Source organism: Indolivaga macrotermitis, assembly GCF_900128985.1.
Lineage (GTDB): Bacteria > Bacteroidota > Bacteroidia > Bacteroidales > Dysgonomonadaceae > Dysgonomonas_A > Dysgonomonas_A macrotermitis.
Genome location: NZ_FQUC01000001.1, coordinates 147,421 through 165,728 on the forward strand (window position 1 = coordinate 147,421; position 18,308 = coordinate 165,728).

Annotated in this window: 17 protein-coding genes; 3 read left to right on the plus strand and 14 right to left on the minus strand. The window is 41.5% G+C overall.

What is annotated here, in order from left to right:
- Positions 1 to 32 precede the first annotated feature (32 nt).
- Both BUC12_RS00640 and BUC12_RS00645 read right to left on the minus strand, forming a co-directional pair.
- Entirely contained in the window at positions 33 to 2,408 is a 2,376-nt protein-coding gene (locus tag BUC12_RS00640) for a TonB-dependent receptor (RefSeq protein ID WP_070808524.1), read from the minus strand.
- A 70-nt stretch (positions 2,409 to 2,478) separates the two neighbouring features.
- Positions 2,479 to 4,788, minus strand: a complete 2,310-nt coding sequence (locus BUC12_RS00645) for a glycoside hydrolase family 3 protein (protein WP_087880219.1) — start codon at positions 4,786 to 4,788, stop codon at positions 2,479 to 2,481.
- 223 nt (positions 4,789 to 5,011) lie between these two features.
- Here BUC12_RS00645 and BUC12_RS00650 point away from each other — a divergent pair, with 223 nt between their 5' ends.
- Positions 5,012 to 5,791, plus strand: a complete 780-nt coding sequence (locus BUC12_RS00650) for an NUDIX hydrolase (RefSeq protein ID WP_062175250.1) — start codon at positions 5,012 to 5,014, stop codon at positions 5,789 to 5,791.
- 2 nt (positions 5,792 to 5,793) lie between these two features.
- Here BUC12_RS00650 and BUC12_RS00655 read toward each other — a convergent pair whose 3' ends face one another.
- From BUC12_RS00655 to BUC12_RS00680, 6 genes are all read right to left on the minus strand, one after another.
- Positions 5,794 to 6,651 (minus strand): TIGR01777 family oxidoreductase, encoded by an 858-nt coding sequence (locus BUC12_RS00655; RefSeq protein ID WP_157257459.1) that lies wholly within the window; start codon positions 6,649 to 6,651, stop codon positions 5,794 to 5,796.
- Positions 6,648 to 7,082 carry a pyrimidine dimer DNA glycosylase/endonuclease V gene (locus tag BUC12_RS00660; protein ID WP_062175252.1) on the minus strand — a complete coding sequence of 145 codons (435 nt, stop codon included), beginning with the start codon at positions 7,080 to 7,082 and terminating at the stop codon, positions 6,648 to 6,650. The genes BUC12_RS00655 and BUC12_RS00660 overlap by 4 nt, the downstream gene beginning before the upstream one ends.
- 11 nt (positions 7,083 to 7,093) lie before the next feature.
- Complete coding sequence (locus tag BUC12_RS00665; protein ID WP_062175253.1) at positions 7,094 to 7,573, minus strand: glutathione peroxidase; 480 nt, start codon at positions 7,571 to 7,573, stop codon at positions 7,094 to 7,096.
- 108 nt (positions 7,574 to 7,681) lie between these two features.
- A complete protein-coding gene (gene trhA, locus BUC12_RS00670; RefSeq protein WP_062175254.1) occupies positions 7,682 to 8,335 on the minus strand; it encodes a PAQR family membrane homeostasis protein TrhA in 654 nt (217 codons plus the stop codon).
- A gap of 34 nt (positions 8,336 to 8,369) precedes the next feature.
- Positions 8,370 to 8,915: an AAA family ATPase gene (locus BUC12_RS00675; protein WP_236689346.1), complete on the minus strand. Its 546-nt coding sequence runs from the start codon at positions 8,913 to 8,915 to the stop codon at positions 8,370 to 8,372.
- 171 nt (positions 8,916 to 9,086) lie between these two features.
- On the minus strand, positions 9,087 to 9,959 hold the full coding sequence (locus BUC12_RS00680) for an AraC family transcriptional regulator (protein WP_062175256.1): 873 nt from the start codon (positions 9,957 to 9,959) through the stop codon (positions 9,087 to 9,089).
- 153 nt (positions 9,960 to 10,112) lie between these two features.
- On the opposite strand from BUC12_RS00680, the gene BUC12_RS00685 reads away from it, so the two are divergent.
- Both BUC12_RS00685 and BUC12_RS00690 read left to right on the plus strand, forming a co-directional pair.
- Positions 10,113 to 10,550 carry a thioredoxin family protein gene (locus tag BUC12_RS00685; RefSeq protein ID WP_062175257.1) on the plus strand — a complete coding sequence of 146 codons (438 nt, stop codon included), beginning with the start codon at positions 10,113 to 10,115 and terminating at the stop codon, positions 10,548 to 10,550.
- A gap of 5 nt (positions 10,551 to 10,555) precedes the next feature.
- Positions 10,556 to 11,545, plus strand: a complete 990-nt coding sequence (locus tag BUC12_RS00690; RefSeq protein WP_062175258.1) for a UDP-3-O-acyl-N-acetylglucosamine deacetylase — start codon at positions 10,556 to 10,558, stop codon at positions 11,543 to 11,545.
- 323 nt (positions 11,546 to 11,868) lie between these two features.
- Here BUC12_RS00690 and BUC12_RS00700 read toward each other — a convergent pair whose 3' ends face one another.
- From BUC12_RS00700 to BUC12_RS00725, 6 genes are all read right to left on the minus strand, one after another.
- Positions 11,869 to 12,705 (minus strand): FAD/NAD(P)-binding protein, encoded by an 837-nt coding sequence (locus BUC12_RS00700; protein ID WP_062175259.1) that lies wholly within the window; start codon positions 12,703 to 12,705, stop codon positions 11,869 to 11,871.
- 16 nt (positions 12,706 to 12,721) lie between these two features.
- Complete coding sequence (locus tag BUC12_RS00705; RefSeq protein ID WP_062175260.1) at positions 12,722 to 13,729, minus strand: 4Fe-4S dicluster domain-containing protein; 1,008 nt, start codon at positions 13,727 to 13,729, stop codon at positions 12,722 to 12,724.
- Positions 13,730 to 13,734: 5 nt separating this feature from the next.
- On the minus strand, positions 13,735 to 14,523 hold the full coding sequence (locus tag BUC12_RS00710; protein ID WP_062175261.1) for a 4Fe-4S dicluster domain-containing protein: 789 nt from the start codon (positions 14,521 to 14,523) through the stop codon (positions 13,735 to 13,737).
- Entirely contained in the window at positions 14,520 to 14,996 is a 477-nt protein-coding gene (locus tag BUC12_RS00715) for a hydrogenase iron-sulfur subunit (RefSeq protein ID WP_062175262.1), read from the minus strand. Before BUC12_RS00715 ends, BUC12_RS00710 begins: the two co-directional genes overlap by 4 nt.
- 398 nt (positions 14,997 to 15,394) lie before the next feature.
- Positions 15,395 to 17,395: a CoB--CoM heterodisulfide reductase iron-sulfur subunit A family protein gene (locus BUC12_RS00720; RefSeq protein WP_062175263.1), complete on the minus strand. Its 2,001-nt coding sequence runs from the start codon at positions 17,393 to 17,395 to the stop codon at positions 15,395 to 15,397.
- A gap of 19 nt (positions 17,396 to 17,414) precedes the next feature.
- Entirely contained in the window at positions 17,415 to 18,260 is an 846-nt protein-coding gene (locus BUC12_RS00725) for a CoB--CoM heterodisulfide reductase iron-sulfur subunit B family protein (protein ID WP_062175264.1), read from the minus strand.
- Positions 18,261 to 18,308 lie beyond the last annotated feature (48 nt).

Consider the following 18,308-nt stretch of genomic DNA (forward strand, 5'->3'; position numbering starts at 1 on the left):
ACTGATACTTGGGGCAGTTCAACTAACAATATTTAGAATCTGATTCTTGTTTTAAATTCAAGAGTGAATGGACGGATATATGTTCCTGTCAATGGTTTGTCATACAATAGTTTTGCACCTTCGGCAGTAGTAGTATTAGTTCCTGTGATAGAGCCCTGAGCTCCGCTTTGTCTCAATAAGTTTACTGCACTGATGCTGAAATCTACGTTCTTATCATACTTGTAGTTGAATCCGGCAAAAGTTTCCCAACGTCCTGCAAAGATCAAAGTATTAGGATAGTTTGCGTATTCTTTGCTGAAATAGCGTGCGCTGGCCCATACTCTGAATTTACCTCCTGCTCCCCATGTATAGCTAGGGTCAATCTCTATCAGCGTTTTAGATACACTACGCGCTACATTTCCGCTGTTGTCTACAGTTTCGCTGTATGTAGATGTTCCTCCATTCTGGCTTTGAGCTTCGTAGTTGATAGTCATTGCATAATTTTCGTATTTAGGATTTTGCAATGTCAGTAACAAGTGCAGGTTAAATCCTTTGAATGGAGTGAATAGCACGTCTGTTGTCCAGCCTACAGTACTTACATCATAACTACTGGTTTGCTTAGTTGTAGCTGAGAATGTTTCGCCCGGATAGTTAGTATCTGTCCAAGTAGCGTTGAATGTTGAGTTGTTCTTGAAGTTAGTACGTTTGATCTTAGTTACTTTAGAAACCAAGCTGATCATTGGGTGATTGAAGTAAACTCCGGCAGAAAATCCGGGGATTTCACATTTTTCGATTGCAGGATCATCAGCTCCGGCGTATGCGCTAAGTTTACCAGCCTGTTGGATATAATATACATCAGCAAGAAATCCAAAATTCTGGAATGCTTTGTATGTGGCGCTGGCTGTAGCACTAACGTTCCACCAGTCTTTTTTGATATCGGTAGTTTCGCCCGAAATCCAGTTTGTTCCGGCAGCTTTTCTGTCTTCGGCATTATACCAGTCACCATCAATACGTTGCCATTCGATACGTGTACCCACGTCTACGGTTAATTTATCACTTGGTGTCCATTTTTCAGTTCCTACCAACGCCATTTTATTGTCTATACCATTGTAGTACTGCATTGCACCGTTGTACGAACTGTTTCCGTAAGCATCGCCTTGGTTTACCCATCCATATCCGCCACCAGAAAGGGCAGCCCATTTCTCTTGAATGAGTTTTTTAGGATTGGGAGCCACTTCGAACTGATAGTTGTAAGTTGCAGTTATAGCTTTATCTGTATTGTAATACCAGTTATGGAATCCAACCATCCAATGATGCTTTTTTGATTTTTTGCTTAATTCAACACGTGCCATTACTGTATTCTTTACAGTACTAGGGTTGAAAAGCATTAATCCTTTTTGTACAAGACCGTTATAAACCGAAGTAGGATCGTCAGCGTATACATAACGGGAATCACCTACACCAGGAGTCGCATCCGTGCCAATACCCTGAGTGATGCTTGTTATGTATGGATTGTACATACCCGATTTTGCATAATGGTAGCGAAGTGTATAATCCAGTTTCATTCCGTTGTCGAAGTTATGGTCTCCCATCAGGTCGATAACATGCGACGTACTTGCTGCATCTCCCATTGCATCCCATGTTACAGCTTTACCTGTAAGCGGGTCGATTGCATTGATGATACCCGATTGCTCCAGATACGAATCGCGGCCGATTCTGAATCCCGGAAGTTTGTCAACGGTTCCATCCTTACGATATATGTAAGGACTTTGTTTTGTCGAAATAGATTCGCTATAAGCGTATTTGTATTGTAAACCTATCTGTCCTTTAGCATATCTTTTGTTTATAACTCCTTTATATATTTGTGTTTTATCAAGGAATTGAGAAATGTTGGAACTGAATGTCCCGGGGTCCATATTCACGAATGCAGTCAATGAGTAATAGAATCCGTTTTTCATAGGGCCGCTCACGCTTACATCACCCCGTAATAGTCCGTACGAGTTTGTAGTGAATGATGCACTTCCTTTGAATTTATCGGTTCCACGGTTTGTCCATGTACTTACAGAGACACCGACATCACTGGCAAAAAGAGCTGTTTCGGCAACATTTAATACTCCAAATTTCGCGATTCCTGCATCATTACGCCATACGGCTGTAGGGAACTGTCCCATATAGTCATAAACTACAGGCAATCCGTTTTCTAATACTACTGTTCCTCCTACACTGGCGGGTAATCCGATGTTTACGGCACGGGGACCATTGTCAGCCGAAGCATTTAACATCACATTCGAAGTTTTTCCTGCTTTGGTTGTAGCGGCACTAACTGTATCAGTTTTTGCTTTTGCAGGTTCTTGAGCGTAGACTCCCGCGACGCTACTAATCGACATAAGGGCGATTAAGCTGGTTTGACTTAAGATTTTCTTTTTCATGGTTCTTTTAATTGATGAGATTAATAGTTTCAATATGAATAGATTGATTGTTTGAGTGTTTTTCAGGGGTTCATTTCGTACTATACTTTTGAGTCCGGGCATCTTTTATCTCTCCTTTCCAGTTGAGCCCGAATCCAAAATCATAAATATTTCCTTCTGTATCTTTATGACATTCCATATCGAACGGAACATCTTCGAATTGTTTTTCAACAGTAGCCATGTTTGACGGCATTTGCACAGGAAGCAATCCTGATGGTTCATATTTTCCCGAAACAATGTCCATAACAGCTTGTTCTGATACTCCAAAGCGGACGATAATTCCATTTACTTTGTTTTCGAATTCATTGAATACCATCGGACGGGTTGCATTAACAACGACTACCACCGGCTTGTCTTTCATCATATCGCAGGTTGTGAGGATGGTATTCAGATCCATTGTATTGTTTACGGTTGTAGTTTTTCCTTTATATGATCTGTCGGTTATTGTCGGATCTATTACCGGGTCTCCTGCTGCAATACTGTGTTCGCGGGCTTCGGTTGCTGTATATGTTCCGTATTGAAGAGAGATAGGTACATATCCGTTTCCTCCGGCTTTGCGGTCATTGATGCTATAACCTCCGCCGTCAGCATTATAATGAGGCCCGTTTACGAAAACAAGGGCAAAATCAGCTTTTGAAGCATCGTTGGTTACATTGTAATATTTTTTGATGATGTTCATATTTACAGGATAATCCAAAGTCGGCTCTGTCCACAATCCCCACCAATTAGAGGTCGCAGGTGTATAAGTCTTAGGAATATAAACTGTCTTTTTATCTTTCACGGGTAATACATTGCTTTTGTTTTTCAGCATTACAATTGACTTCAACTGAGCGTTGTAACCGGCTTGCATGAATTCGGGGCAGCCTACTGTTTCCGCACTTTCTTTTACATTTAAATAAGGATTCTCGAATAAACCTAAATGAAAGATATTCTTCAGAAGGCGAACGGCTGATTGCTCAAATCTTTTTCTCATAAAGGCTTTCCCGTGTTCCTTTACTCCCATCTGATATGCAGCCATTACGGGTGCCACTTGGTTATTACCTCCGAATTGGTCAACTCCGGCCATTAAAGCTATATAGTGTCTTTCGTCTTCGGTCATTTTTTCCACACCCCATGGTTTACCCATAAATTGATCCGGAGTTTGCCCTTCATTATGAGTAACCATCCAGTCTGTACAAACCACGCCGTCATATCCGTATTTTTCTCTTAGCAGGTCGGTGATAATGTATTTACTGAAACCATTGGCGTAATTTGTTCCGTCTTTAGATTGGTTATATGAGATTGTGTAATAAGGCATAACTGCAGATGCTGCCCCTGTTTTTCCATCTAGTTTAAATGCTCCTTCAGTAAAAGGTTTCAAGTGGGTTTCGAAGTTATTTCCGGGATATACGGCAAATTTACCAAATGCCCAATGCCCGTCGCGACCACCTTCTTCCGGTCCGCCGCTAGGCCAGTGTTTTACCATCGCATTAACGCTCTGGTATCCCCATCCGTCTTTGATCTCGTCACTGCCTGTAGAAGTCTGGAAACCATCAATGTATGCTCTTGCCATATCTGTGGTTAACTCAGGACTTTCTCCGTAAGTCATTCCTATGCGGAACCAACGGGGTTCGGTTCCTAAGTCAATTTGAGGAGATAAGGCTGTTCCGATTCCGAGTGCACGGTATTCTTTAGATGCTATTTCGCCGAACTGTTTCATTACAGCCGTATCGAATGTTGCTGCCATCCCTAATCCGTCGGGCCAGATAGAGATATCTCCATTACCTCCTGCGTTGAATTCAGCTTTTACTCCGTCCGAAGCATGGCGGGGGTCAGAACTGGTATTTCCGGGTATACCTAAACCAATACCTTCGGCATAGGCTTGCATAGAGTTATTCCAACGGGCGGCAATCTCCGGAGATTGGAGGCTCATAACCAGTATATGACGCAGGTTATCTGTTTTTAAGATTTTTTTCTGTTCATCTGACAGATCCCAAGGATTAGCTCCGCTTTCGGAAAAAGGTTTACTGTTATAAGTGGCAGCTCCGAAACCTGAAGATGGAGATGGTATCATCTGATGGCTGCTGTATAGCATCAGTCCGGCTATTTCTTCGGCAGTCATCCGTTTGGCTAAGTCCTGGGCTCTTACTTCAGCAGGTAGTCGCCAGTCTTCATACGTGTCCAGCTTACCATTCTTATTCAGATCTTTAAATTTTAGTCCGTCTTTAGTAATGATTTTTACTCCTGAGTTTGGAGAATAGCCGAGTGTTGCTCCGTTTGTATTCTCTACTATGGTAAAGTCTTGAGAGAAAGAGGCTGCAGGAATAGCAAGAACAGACAATATTATAAGTGTCTTTTTCATCATGTTAAGGTGTTTTACGAATTGATTAGAATGTTATCTGAGGCAAATATATTTTAATATTTGTAAAAAAATACAATAAGATGCGTTAAAATGACGCAGATATGTTTTAAAGCATAAAGTGCGTGAAAACGACGCACGAAAATAGATTGTTATATATTGCGATGAAATCATTATTTTTGTATGTAGAGATTACACAAATAAAAAGACTTATAATAGAATAGAAATGAAGAAGAATGCGCTTCACCCATATTCATCGGAGAATACCCATCCGGGATTCTCTTTGAATTGTGCTGTTTTTACCTTGCACGAGGGGAAAATAAAGGTACTGCTGGGTAAACCTGAATTTATGATAGATGATTACTGGATGCTACCCGGAGGATTTATGTTCAAGGAAGAAAGTGCGGATGAAGCAGCCTGGCGCGAGCTCGAAGGTTTCTCGGGGCTTTCCAATATATATATGAAGCAATTTTACTTATTCAGTGACCCGAAAAGGACTATTATTGAACAAAACGCAGGTATCCTGAAAAAAAATGAAATGCCGGAAGAAGCCGAAAATAAATGGTTTTTGCAGCGTTTCCTTAGTCTGGGATATTATGGGCTGGTAAGGTACAACGAAGCTCAAAAGGCTTTGAGACCGGCTAAAGATATGAAGCTGAAGTGGTACAATGTAAAGGAACTGCCTCCTTTGTATACCGATCACGAGAATATTGTAAAAACAGCATTAGATACAATAAGGGCGTTACTGCCTGTTATTCCCTTATGCTATGAATTGCTTCCGGAAAAGTTTACGATGTACGAACTCCGTAAGATATATGAAAATATACTCGACAGAAGCTTCGACAGGAGAAACTTCCAACGTAAGATATTACTGGAAGGGAATATCGTACAGTTAGACGAACGTAAGAAAGGCAATGCATATAATGCGCCTATACTGTACACATTCGAAAAGACAGCAAATAAAAATATTACTTCTATCTGGGGCGAGGGTACAAAGGTTGAATAATGTTAATACAATAAATTAGAACAAAATTCGGATACAGTCCGGCTTTTAAACGTAAATCTTGAGTCATTCAGTACTTTAGGCTCTACTGATTGCCCTTCAGTCAGAAACGTTGCCATTTCACCCATCATAAACTGTAAAAGGCATGCCGGTACTCTTAATGGAAGTATTCCTCGGTAATGCTTTGATACACAACGTATAAATTCTTCGTGACTGATTATTTTGGGGGAAACAAGGTTTACAGTTCCTGTAATCTCATTATTATAAACAATATATTCGATAGAACGTGCCAGATCTGCTATGTCTATCCATGGAAATGGTTGTTTCCCTGACCCAAAAACAGCCCTCAGGCCTACCTTGGCCGGAAATGCCAATTTCTTGAAAGCTCCACCTTCTGAAGCCAGTACAACTCCAAACCGCGTAATACAAAGCCTCACTTCGGGAGAAACTTTCTTTGCTTCGGTTTCCCAATACTCGCATAGATCGGATAAAAATCCGTTACCTTTTGTAAACTCATATTCGTTATGCAACCCTTCAGAATGATAATATCCTACAGCCGAAGCCGAAATGAGTAGCCGGGGTTTATGAGACGATTTATTTATTGCGTCCACTATTTTTTGAGTAGTTTTAATGCGACTGCTGTACAATTCCTGTTTATATGCTTCAGTCCATTTCTTGTTGATCGATGCGCCGGCAAGATTAACGACCATATCTGCCTGTTCTAAGATACCTGACAATAAAGATTCGTGTCCGTCGGAAAGCTCCCTACGTCCGATGGGAATGATGGTATGCCCACGGCTTTCGAAATAGTTAGAAAGATAAGTCCCGATAAAACCGGTAGATCCGCTTATAGCTATTTTCATATAATTACCTCCCATTCTTCTATTTCACCCTCATGGATACTGAATATAGGATGAGGCTGTATTGTATCTACTAATGGGATCATTCTCTTTAGATATTCGGGGTTTCGTTTTTCAAGTTTTCTTTTCAGATGCATCATTTCATATCTGATTTGTCCTTCTGTTACAGAAAGTAGAGGAAGGTTATGTGTTAGTTTAATTTTATCCGAGTTGTATGAATATCCCCGCTTTGAAGCTTCAAGATAGATTTCGGTCAGGAAGGCATTGATGTATGATATAGGGTCAGCCGATTGTTTGAAGCGTTGTAACTGGGGATGGCTAGTATAGCCTTTTGTTTTGCCTTCGAGCACATGTTTGGCCAGCAAGCCTTCGCGCCAACAGGCATTTAACCCTGCTGAATCTAAGTACATGGGATGGACAGACCAAAGTCTCATGGGGAGATATATTATTTATCCAGAAGATTTTTGATTTCGCTTTCGATTTTAAGAGGGCGTGTCACAGGTGCATATCGTTCTACGACATTACCATCTTTATCTACTAGAAATTTGGTGAAATTCCATTTTATGGCATCCCCCAGAAACCCTTTGCCTTGCTGTTTCAGATAGACGTATAAGGGATCGGCATTCTCGCCGTTAACATTTATCTTGGCAAAAGTACGGAAGGTTGTTTTGTATTTCATTTCACAAAAACTCGCTATTTCCTCGTTACTGCCGGGGGCTTGTTTTCCAAACTGATTACATGGAAAATCGAGAATTTCGAATCCCGAATCTTTGTATTTTAAATACAGGTCTTGTAACTCTTTATATTGAGGAGTAAATCCGCAGGCTGTGGCTGTATTTACTATCAATAAAACTTTGCCTTTGTATTCGCCGAGAGAAACGTCGTTGCCTTTTGTATCCTTTACCGTAAAATCATATACGCCCATAATGTTGCATTTACTATATACAACAAACTGAAACTGTTTTTGATCGTTTGAAAGTTAAATTTTTTCGGAGAAAGAACGGTGGCACGATTATCTTATCTTCTGTTTGTGTTATAATATATGGTATATCGCAACAATATGGCAAATACTACCGCCAAGGACAAAGAAATGAAACACTGTATGCATGTATGGTTTCTTTGCCCACGAATAGAATAATGCACCGATTATATAAGAAATGCCTCCGGCTATGAGCCAGTATAGGGAATCTATTTCTCCATCCGAACTCAGAATCGTGATCAGGGGTTTAAATGCTACCAGAATACTACAACCCATAACTACATAGCAGGCGGTTTCGATATAGCTATGTTTTCCGGATTTCCGGAAGCTGACAATGACCCCGACTAATGCCGCCAGCCATATGAAGGTCGACAATCCCCATCCCCAATATCCCTGATCACGTAATACAATCAGGGTAAAAGGGGTATATGTACCTGCTATATGCAGATAGATAGAGGCATGATCAAACTTCTGCAGAATATTCTTTCGTACACCTACAGCACAAGCATGGTAGCTTGTAGAAATAACATAGCACGATAACATCCCGAACAGGTATATACAAACACTGCCCGTAGCCCATTTACTTCCACTATCCAGGGTTGCCGATAGTAAGATAAACGCAGCAACAATACCGAGTAGGATACCGGCAGCATGCGACAAGCTGTTTGCTAATTCTTCGTTTTTACTGTAAACTCTGCTTCGTGCCATCTTCTTTTTTTTTTGTAAAAGTATCTATAAATTATCAAACCATCTTAAGGTGTCTGAGAATAAAGTCGGCTCTTTCTTCAACCGGGATACAGGGCAGCTCTATTAATCTGTAGCCAGAGGATCTGTATGTAGCACGCATAACATGAAAGGTTTCAACAGCTATCGCAAAGTCTTGTTTTCGCTCGCTGTCTGTTTCATATATCTCTTTCCACGGAGGAAGAATAAATGCTACCGGGTTATACCGGAAATCCTTTAAGACAAAATCCAGATGGGAATTGTAAGGGAGATTCATCAGTTGTTCGTAACCAAATGTGTCTGGAATTCCACGATCGAAAAAAATAGTTTCTTCTAAGTCGATATTTGTCTGATAGTCAATAATGGATTGGTCGAGCATTAGCTTAGAATATTCTTTTATGTCTGCCCAAGGCAATGCTCTACCTTTTATCTGGACTTGTTGGCGGATAATTTCGCGGGCTGCTTCTCTGATACATTTAAAGCCTTTGGTTTGTAATTCATTTATCAATGAAATCTTACCTGCACCGGGGCCTCCGGTGATAATATAATAGTTATCTTTTTGCATAATAAATTGTTATTGATTATTATAAATAATAAAAATCCCGACATTCTGCCGTATGCCGGAAACGGTTGGAGGATGAATATTGTACCCGAACCGGTACTAAGTGAAAGAAAAAAGGAGTAAAGTATTGTGCTATTTAATCGATATATAAAAGTAATGGATAATAATGAAATATCAGCGATCCCGGTATTCGAGAGGGGTCATTCCTGTATATTGTCGAAAATACCGACCGAAAAAAGAGGGGTTGGAGAAGTTTAACTCTTCTGAAATTTGCATGACTGTAAGGTCTGTAGTTTTGAGTTTTGTTTTAGCCTCAATAATTACTGCTTCATTAATCCAATCGAGGGCAGTTCTGTCTGTTACTTTTTTCAGAGTGCTCGATAAATACTTGGGTGTTACAAATAGCTGGTCGGCATAAAAAGAGACATTACGGACTTGCTTGCGGTTTTGCATCAATAATTTAAGGAAATTTTTTATCAGCCTTTCTTTATGGGGAGATTTTATTTCTAAATCAGATTCTGTATCTGTGTAGATAGAACATGCTTGTATTACGGCAGAATATAATAGTCCGCGGACTATTTCCTTCCGGTATACCTGAGTATCCCTTTGATGAAGATTCTTGATCATGTTATAGTATGTCTGAAGCTCCTGCATTATTCCGGTAGGAACTTTTATGCTCGGTTGCTTTCCTATTTTGAAAGCGACATTCAGGTCAAAAGGAAAGGATATACCGGATAAAATATCCAGAGGAAAGAATAAATATTGTATGTGTAAAAATTCGCTCCGCGATATAGGCTCAAATATTTGATTGGGAAATATAATGAGTAGCATATCCTTTTCTATACTATACTCCCTTAGGTCTATTTTGAATCTGGCCTTGCCTGCGGAGCAGAATGCTAAAAGAAAGCCTTCGAATATATGAGGAAAGTCGAGTAAAGTACTTTTAGGTATACGCGTAAGTTCGGAAAATACAACATCCTCGACAACATAAGCGTCCGAATTTTTATCCAAAATATCTTTTCCCGAAATACGTCCTATTTTTCTCATAGTGGACCAAATGGCTTGGGTAAATATTAAACAACTCTATTGAGAAGGTAAAGATAAGAGAAAAAGAGAAAAATAGGACATATTTGACGAAGTTCAGGCAATACAATTTTAGTAGAAAAAAAAGAACTTTGTCAACGTAAATCAGATATGATTATGAAACGGGTTTTTCGAATTAATTCATTACACTGCCTTGTGGCGCTCATTTTATTGTTCGGTATAATGTATATAGTCGAGAAGGTTACGCCAAGAGCCAGTGTTGAATCTATTAGTCAGACACGGTTAATGGAAGTGGATTTTCGGATGTTGAAGGATCGGACGCATAATGGCATTTCGTATGTATTATTCTACGAAGAAGATTCGGACCGGTGTGTAAGGATGGCTGATAATCTGGATCGATTTTCGGAAGAACAAAAGGATACCCATTTTTATTGTGTTAATATAGCAAAACACAGGCAAGAAAAGTTCCATTTAAGATCGCAAGTGCCTTATGTCGTGATATACAAAGATGGAAAGCCAATTCAGGAGGTAATGGGGATTGTCCCTGTCTCAAATTTAGAAATCATTCATAAAAGAGTAAACAGAAACAATTGAATTATATGACTACACTAATTAAGCAACAAACATTAAAGAGTAGTTTTTCGCTCGAAGGTAAGGGATTGCATTCCGGTGTTCATACAAAAATAACATTCAGTCCGGCACCCGAAAATCACGGATATAAGATTATGCGTACCGATTTGAAGGACACTCCGGTTATAGATGCTTTAGCAGAGAATGTAATAGATACCGAGAGGTGTACCGTTTTGGGTAGTAACGGAGTGCAGGTTGCTACTGTTGAGCATGCAATGGCGGCCTTATATGCCTGCGAAATTGATAATTGTCTGATCGAGATCGACTCGCCTGAATTTCCTATATTGGATGGAAGTGCGATTCAGTATATCAAACAGCTAAAAGAAGTTGGAACCCAGATACAAGATGCAGAAAGGATATACCTTGATTTTCCAAGAAAGAAATTTAAGATATCCGATCCTCAAACCGGAGCAAGTATGCAATTGATCCCATCTCAGGATTCGTATACCATCCAATGCGAGATTTCCTTTAATTCTCCATTGTTGAGGAAGCAGAGTGCCAGCCTCGAGAATCTACGGGAATTTGCCCGTGAAATAGCATCTGCCCGCACATTCGTATTTGTCAGGGAGATACAATATCTGCTTCAGAATGATCTGATCAAAGGAGGAGATCTGGATAATTCAATTGTGATTTATGATTCGGTCTTATCACAGGAAGAATATAACAAAATAGCCGATATTGTCGGAGTAGGTTATCGTGATGCAGGTAAATTAGGCTATATAATGAACCGTCCCTTGTTATTCAGTAATGAACCGGCTCGACATAAGCTTCTGGATATAATGGGAGATCTGGCTTTAGCCGGAGGTTTTATTAAAGGACGTGTAGTAGCTAACCGTCCCGGACATAAAATCAATAACCAGCTAGCTCGTGCCATACGCGAATACTATATCGAAAGTATTAAAGACAAAGAGATGAAGAAACGGGATAAAAAGTATGCCATGACAGCATCTCCTGCTTGAATGCTATAGAGTTAATGAAATTGGAAGATATAGAGAAATATCAGGTATAATGAAAAAACTACTTTTATTTTTACACATAAATTCAAAAATCCTAACAGGCTTTATTGTAGGCGGTTTCTTAGGATATCTACACTGGTTTTATTTTGGATGTTATTGGGGTAATTATCTCCTCTCAGCCGAGTGCTGGGTCAATTGTGCCGTAGGTGCAATCTTTGGAGGCTTTGTTGCCAGCTTGTTCAATATAGATAGCATCTGACCGGTTTATTTATGCTAAGATACCGTAATAGAAGATAGCCAGCTGTGAAGCTGGCTATTTTTTTATATCAATATTCGGCAGGTAATGCTTCCAACTGGACTCTCGAGAATACCGGCCCGTCTTTACATACATACTGGCTGCCTACATTGCATCGGCCACACTTGCCGACGCCACATTTCATCCGGTTTTCTAGTGTAGTGTATATGTTTTCGGGTTGAAAACCAAGCTTATCCAAAACAGGAAAAGTGAATTTGATCATCACCGGAGGTCCGCAAACTATTGCAATTGTATTTTTGGGCGAAGGATTCATTTTTTCTAGAACACTCGGTACAAAGCCTATTTCCCCCTTCCAGTCAGGAGTTTCGCCTCCCGGATCGACTGTGGTGACAAGGTTTACATCCGAACGCTCTTCCCACTCCTTTAGTTCGTGTTTATATACTAAGTCTGCAACTGATTTAGCTCCATAAAGGATGCTGATATTGTTGAAATTTTCCCGCGTGTCCAATACATTCCATATAACGCACCGCATTGGTGGAAGCGCTATACCTCCTGCAATGAAAACAAGGTTCTTGCCTTTCCACTCATCCAAAGGAAATGTATTGCCGAATGGTCCCCTGAAACCCATGGTCTGACCCTCTTCTAATTTGGCGAGAGCCGAAGTAACCTTCCCAGCTTCCCGGAAAGTACATTCGATATATCCTTTGCGGGTAGGAGAGGAGGCGATACAGAAAGTACATTCTCCTTCACCAAATGCCGAATACTCGCCGAACTGTCCGGCTTTGAATTCGAAGTTTTTAGCTGTTTCTTCGTCCTTGAATTTTAGGCGGAATGTTTTCACTCCCGGAGCTTCCTGAGTGATCTTTTCGATCGTTACCAGATGAGGTAAATATATATTGTCATTCATCGTTTTATCTTTTTAATTATAACTCAGCTATTCCCGTAAGGTGTTCCGACAGGTTCATGTCTACCGGACAGGCTCTCGAACAGCGTCCACAACCCGTACACCCTCTGACCGACAATCGTTCGGGCATATACGAGAATTTATGCAGAAGGCGCTGGCGCCAGCGTTGACTCTGGATTTCGCGTGGATTGTGTCCCGAAGTATGTATTGTGAAAAGAGAGAATCCGCACGAATCCCAACAACGCAGGCGGTTGCCCGAATTACCTTTTGTATCTTCCTGTATGTCGAAACAGGCACAGGTGGGGCATACAAATGCGCAGGCTCCACAACCGATACAACGCTCCGATTGTTGTTTCCATACTTCACTCTCGAACATATGGGATATTTTGGTATTAAGTTCTTCCAGATTGAATTTAACCGGAAGCTTAGCCAAAAAGTCATCTTTATTGATATTGGGGTCTGCTCCGAACAGATCAATATATTTATCTACAAGGTTTTTACCTTTTTCGGTGACAATCTCTACAAGGTAACCATCCGTAATTGGAGTCAGCAGTATATCGCTGCCTTCGGTATTACCGGGACTACCATTTACTGAGGTGCAGAAACAGTAGTCGTCGCATTGAGTACAACTCATCGAAATGAGAGTAGTACGGTCTATATGCGCATTGAAAGGCTTGTCTTTTGTATCCCAGTTGAATATTCCCGACAGAGGGCGGAATCCTGCAGCGTCGCATGGATGGATACCGAACACAACGGTATAAGGAACACTTTCTGCGTCGAAATCTGTAAGTTGTACATCTCCCTTGTTTTTCTCGAATGAGAATAGTTTCTCGGTGCGGGGAAATGCAACAGCCTTAGCCGATTGAGTCGTTTGTATATGGTCGAGGCTGATCTCGTCAGCAGAAGTAATATATTTAAAATCGGTTTTATCGCCTTTGGAAACGGGAGCGAAAATTCTTTGTCCATCGTTACCCATTTTATTTAACCAGACTTTCAGAGAGTCTTGCGATATATGTTTTTTTTCCATAAGGCTTACAATATAAAGGATTCTTGGTCTTCGGGTTTGAATGTAGACAACACATTGCCACGCTCGTCATCTCCTCCGAAATTTGCTAAAACAGATTCTTTCATCTTATGGGTAAGCAGGTGGATAGGTATTCCCAACGGACATGCTGTACCACACGATCCGCAGTCGGAACAACGTCCTGCCATATGCATCACCCGGTTTATTTGCCATTCCATGTTGCCCAATGTACTAGCCCATGGCTGTATCCATTGGGGACGGTTTACTTCCACTATACATTTGGTACAGTAACACATAGGGCATGCAGCCCGGCAGGCATAGCATTTGAAGCATTTAGAAAGCTCATCTGTCCAAAACTCCCAGCGTTCGGCAGGAGACATTGCGTTGATCTTACTGACCAGCTCGTCATCTTCCGGTTTAGCCGGAGGAGGAGTCTCCTTCAGATATGCTTTTATTTGTTCCTGACCTTCAAATACAGAAAGGTTACCGTCTGAGCCAATCCCGATGATTGTCAGAAGGTCTTTATTCAGTTGGTTTTCGTTGAACAGTTGCGATATACTTTTCAGGGCATAATATGAAGCCGATATTCCGACACGCTTACCTCTTACCAAATCTTTGCGGGTAAGGTAAACAGCGAGATTTCCCTGACATCTGTCGTCAAATACCAGCTTGGTGGCATCTGTTGCATTTTTGGCAAAGAACGGACGCGGACGGCGCGAACCTTCTTCATAACCGATGAACAGGTCGATAGCCTCTTTGTCGAAAAGCTCTTTTACTTTGTTTATAAGTTCACTCATTGCGGCACCTCCATTTCTTTGGCTAGTTCGACTTCGTTCTCTGCTAAAAAGCTGGCGGCTTTGCGGTATTCGGTATAAGGACCCATTTCCCGGATAGTGCTAACAGTGTCATTTACTATGTCCGCCCATTTAGCCCCTTCAGCAGCAGATACCCATGCAAACCGGATACGGTTGACATCTATTCCCATAAAGTCGAGCAGACTGCGGAAGAGAATCCAACGGCGGCGGGCATGAAAGTTACCCGATGTATAATGACAATCGTTCGGATGGCAACCCGATACGATAATACCATCGGAGCCATTGGCAAAAGCTTTCAACAGCAGCATAAAATCAATCCGTCCCGTACAAGGAAACCGAACAATCTTCACATTCGAAGCATATTTGATACGGCTCGTGCCTGTGAGGTCTGCTCCGGCGTAAGTACACCAATTGCAGACAAAAGCGACTATTTTAGGTTCAAATTCGTTATTCATAGAATTTTAGTTTTTCTTCATAATAAAGGTGACACTGGGTTACAAAAAAGTAACAAACGTTACAAATAAGGTGTCACGAAAGTGACACTGTTACCTCTTTTGTTACCTTGTCAATTAATTGATTATAAATGTATAATGCTCTGTAAAGTGACAAAAGTGACAAGTTTTATACTATTTTATTTTCTGATTTAATTTGCCTTGTATTAATCAAGTACTATTAAACCGTGTTTTCAGGTACGCTATGTAGGAGCAGATAAGTTTTTCTGATTAAAGTAGGTGAAAATCTGCCCCTACATAAAATACCCTATCATATCAATTAAAATAAAACTTCGAAAAATAAAAAAGATCTCTTTCGGGAAACACATCCCATATATAGATAAATTACGGACAGTAAGTTTTTAGTCGGCAAGTACTGCCATAACTTCGGCGTACATCTGTTCGTTAGAAAATCCTTGTATATCGATTGATTTCGAACGGCAGAATGAAACACAGGTTCCGCAACCCTGACAAAGTCCGGGATTGACACGGGCAACTGTTTTGATAACTTCACCCTGACGGTTTTTGATCTCTTCGTGTTCAATAGCCTGATAAGGGCAAGCAGTTTCGCACATGAAACACCCTACGCAGGTCGACACATCATGAGAAGGAATACGATTTACAACCGCTATGATAGGTTCACGGGTCAGCTCGTCATTCGAGAATAAACCGATAACCTTAGCTGCTGCTCCCGAAGCTGTACTTACCGTATCGGGAATGTCTTTGGGAGCCTGACAAGCACCACACAGGTATATTCCGGCAGTATTAGTTTCAACGGGTTTTAGTTTAGGATGAGCTTCGGCAAAGAACTTATAAGGGTCGTATGATACGTGCATTTTTTGCGCCAGTTCTTCTGCTCCGCAATTAGATACTCCGGCTGATGCCAGCACTACCATATCTGCTTCAATCTCTACGGGTTTAGCTCCCATGAGGGTATCAACGCCGCGTACAATCAGTTTGCCGTCTTTTTCGTAAACACGGGCAACACGTCCGCGTATATAATTTGCTCCGTCGTCTTCGATGGCGCGGCGTACAAACTCTTCGTAGTTTTTACCACCGGCACGGATGTCCATGTAAAATACGTACGATTCGCCTTCGTGTACCTTATGCTGATAGAGCATAGCATGCTTAGCAGTGTACATACAGCATATTTTAGAGCAGTAAGGAATTCCTTTTGCCGGATCACGTGAACCTGCACAGGCAATAAATACTACTTTCTGCGGAATCTTACCATCCGACGGGCGGCGTATCTCGCCCAGAGTAGGGCCCGATGCCGATGCCAGACGCTCGAACTGCAATCCGGTAATCACATCAGGGTATTTACCGTAACCGTATTCAGGGAAGAAATCGGGTTTCAGTACATCGAAACCTGTTGCCAGAACAATAGCCCCTATATCTTCGGTGATCAGTTCATCGGGTTTATCGAATGCGATGGCTCCTGTAGGACATACTTTTTCGCAAACCTTACACTTACCATTCAGGTAATAGTTACAATTCGCCTTGTCTATGACCGGCTTATTGGGTACAGCCTGAGGGAATGGTGTATATATAGCAGTACGCATGCCTAATCCGGCATTGAATTCGCTCGGAATTTTTTTCTTCGGACACTTACTCCAGCAGATACCGCAACCTGTACAGGTCTTGGGGTCTACACTTTTTGCTTTCAGGCGGATAGTGGCTTTGAAATTTCCGATAGAACCGTCCAGACTTTCCAGTTCGGCATAATTATATAAGGTGATGTTGGGATGCTGAGCTACTTCCACCATTCGAGGTGTAAGGATACATTGCGAGCAGTCGAGGGTAGGGAAGGTCTCCGACAATTGAGACATATGCCCTCCGATAGACGGTTCACGTTCTATCAGTATTACCTGTTTCCCTGCATTGGCAATATCCAGACTGGCTTGTATACCGGCAATCCCTCCGCCTATAACCAGTGCTTTTTTGGTGATGGGCACTTTAATCGCATTAAGAGGCTTGTCGAGTTTGGTTTTGGCAACAAGCATCTTAACGAGGTCGATAGCCTTTTCGGTTGTAGTATCGCTCTTGTCATGTACCCACGAACAGTGTTCGCGCAGATTCGACATTTCGCACATATAAGGGTTCAGTCCGGCTTCGGCACACGCCTTACGGAAAGTAGGTTCGTGCATCCGCGGAGAACAGGCACCGATAACAACACCTGTAAGTCCTTTTTCTTTGATGGCCTCTTTGATCATCGTTTGTCCCGGATCGGAACACATATATTTGTAGTCGGTGGCAAATTCTACCCCTTCTATGTTAGCAGCTTCTTGTGCGACTTTTTTGCAGTCGACTGTTGCGCTGATATTTTCGCCGCAATGGCAAATAAAAACTCCTATTTTTGACATAATCTAAGTCTTTTATAGCTTATGCAAAGCTGGGTGCGACAAATAGTTTCTTAAGTCCCAATGTATCCCTGTCTAATCCGACAGCCAGTCCGATAGCCTGAGTAATATACAATACAGGCGTTTCGATTTTAGTTTGCAGGTAGCTGTTGATGTGTGGGCGGCGCATATCCAGATTTGATTGGCACATAGGGCAGGCTACAATGATAGCTTCTGCTCCCCGGTCGCTCGCATCCTTTACTATCCGTCCCGAAAGTTTGGCTACGATATCGGTTCGTGATACAGAGAATCCGGCTCCGCAACATTCGGTTTTATATCCCCAATCCATAGAAGTAGCACCTATTTTGCGCATCAGGTCGTCCATTGATTGAGGGTCTTCCAGACGGTCGAATTGCAGGATGTCATGAGGGCGAACCAACAGGCATCCGTAGTAACACACTACTTTATGCTCGAATGGTTTGGTTACTTTGTCGGTTATCTTATCCGAAATGTATTTCAAGATAAACTGCATTACATTCAGTATTTGTACTTTGCCTTCGATAGGCATTTGCAGTATTTCCGCAACACGGGCTTTCAGTTCCGGGTTTTTATTTATCTCATGTTGAGCTACCGTCAGGCGGTTGTAGCAGGCGGCGCAAGGCACTACTATTTCAGTAAGTCCTTGTTTTTCGGCTAAAGCCAGTATACGGGCAGGCAATGCTGTTGCCAGTTCATGATTGATATTATGGGCTGCTGTGGCTCCGCAGCAATTCCAGTCTTCGATTTCAACCAGATTTATATCGAAAGCTTTAGCTAGTGCCAGTGTCGATTGTGCATATTCAGAAGAAGTACCTTTCAGGGAACATCCCGGATAGAATCCTATTTCCATAATTTTTACAAGTTGATCGTTTCTGCAATGAGCAGTTATATGTTTTTA

What these genes read in the sequence shown, in the direction of transcription:
- BUC12_RS00700 (WP_062175259.1), bottom strand. Translation starts at nt 12,705, where the DNA reads ATGAATGACAATATATATTTACCTCATCTGGTAACGATCGAAAAGATC.
- BUC12_RS00710 (WP_062175261.1), bottom strand. Translation starts at nt 14,523, where the DNA reads ATGAGTGAACTTATAAACAAAGTAAAAGAGCTTTTCGACAAAGAGGCT.
- BUC12_RS00665 (WP_062175253.1), bottom strand. Translation starts at nt 7,573, where the DNA reads ATGGGCGTATATGATTTTACGGTAAAGGATACAAAAGGCAACGACGTT.
- BUC12_RS00705 (WP_062175260.1), bottom strand. Translation starts at nt 13,729, where the DNA reads ATGGAAAAAAAACATATATCGCAAGACTCTCTGAAAGTCTGGTTAAAT.
- BUC12_RS00655 (WP_157257459.1), bottom strand. Translation starts at nt 6,651, where the DNA reads ATGAAAATAGCTATAAGCGGATCTACCGGTTTTATCGGGACTTATCTT.
- BUC12_RS00640 (WP_070808524.1), bottom strand. Translation starts at nt 2,408, where the DNA reads ATGAAAAAGAAAATCTTAAGTCAAACCAGCTTAATCGCCCTTATGTCG.
- trhA (WP_062175254.1), bottom strand. Translation starts at nt 8,335, where the DNA reads ATGGCACGAAGCAGAGTTTACAGTAAAAACGAAGAATTAGCAAACAGC.
- BUC12_RS00645 (WP_087880219.1), bottom strand. Translation starts at nt 4,788, where the DNA reads ATGAAAAAGACACTTATAATATTGTCTGTTCTTGCTATTCCTGCAGCC.
- BUC12_RS00715 (WP_062175262.1), bottom strand. Translation starts at nt 14,996, where the DNA reads ATGAATAACGAATTTGAACCTAAAATAGTCGCTTTTGTCTGCAATTGG.
- BUC12_RS00650 (WP_062175250.1), top strand. Translation starts at nt 5,012, where the DNA reads ATGAAGAAGAATGCGCTTCACCCATATTCATCGGAGAATACCCATCCG.
- BUC12_RS00725 (WP_062175264.1), bottom strand. Translation starts at nt 18,260, where the DNA reads ATGGAAATAGGATTCTATCCGGGATGTTCCCTGAAAGGTACTTCTTCT.
- BUC12_RS00685 (WP_062175257.1), top strand. Translation starts at nt 10,113, where the DNA reads ATGAAACGGGTTTTTCGAATTAATTCATTACACTGCCTTGTGGCGCTC.
- BUC12_RS00680 (WP_062175256.1), bottom strand. Translation starts at nt 9,959, where the DNA reads ATGAGAAAAATAGGACGTATTTCGGGAAAAGATATTTTGGATAAAAAT.
- BUC12_RS00690 (WP_062175258.1), top strand. Translation starts at nt 10,556, where the DNA reads ATGACTACACTAATTAAGCAACAAACATTAAAGAGTAGTTTTTCGCTC.
- BUC12_RS00660 (WP_062175252.1), bottom strand. Translation starts at nt 7,082, where the DNA reads ATGAGACTTTGGTCTGTCCATCCCATGTACTTAGATTCAGCAGGGTTA.
- BUC12_RS00720 (WP_062175263.1), bottom strand. Translation starts at nt 17,395, where the DNA reads ATGTCAAAAATAGGAGTTTTTATTTGCCATTGCGGCGAAAATATCAGC.
- BUC12_RS00675 (WP_236689346.1), bottom strand. Translation starts at nt 8,915, where the DNA reads ATGCAAAAAGATAACTATTATATTATCACCGGAGGCCCCGGTGCAGGT.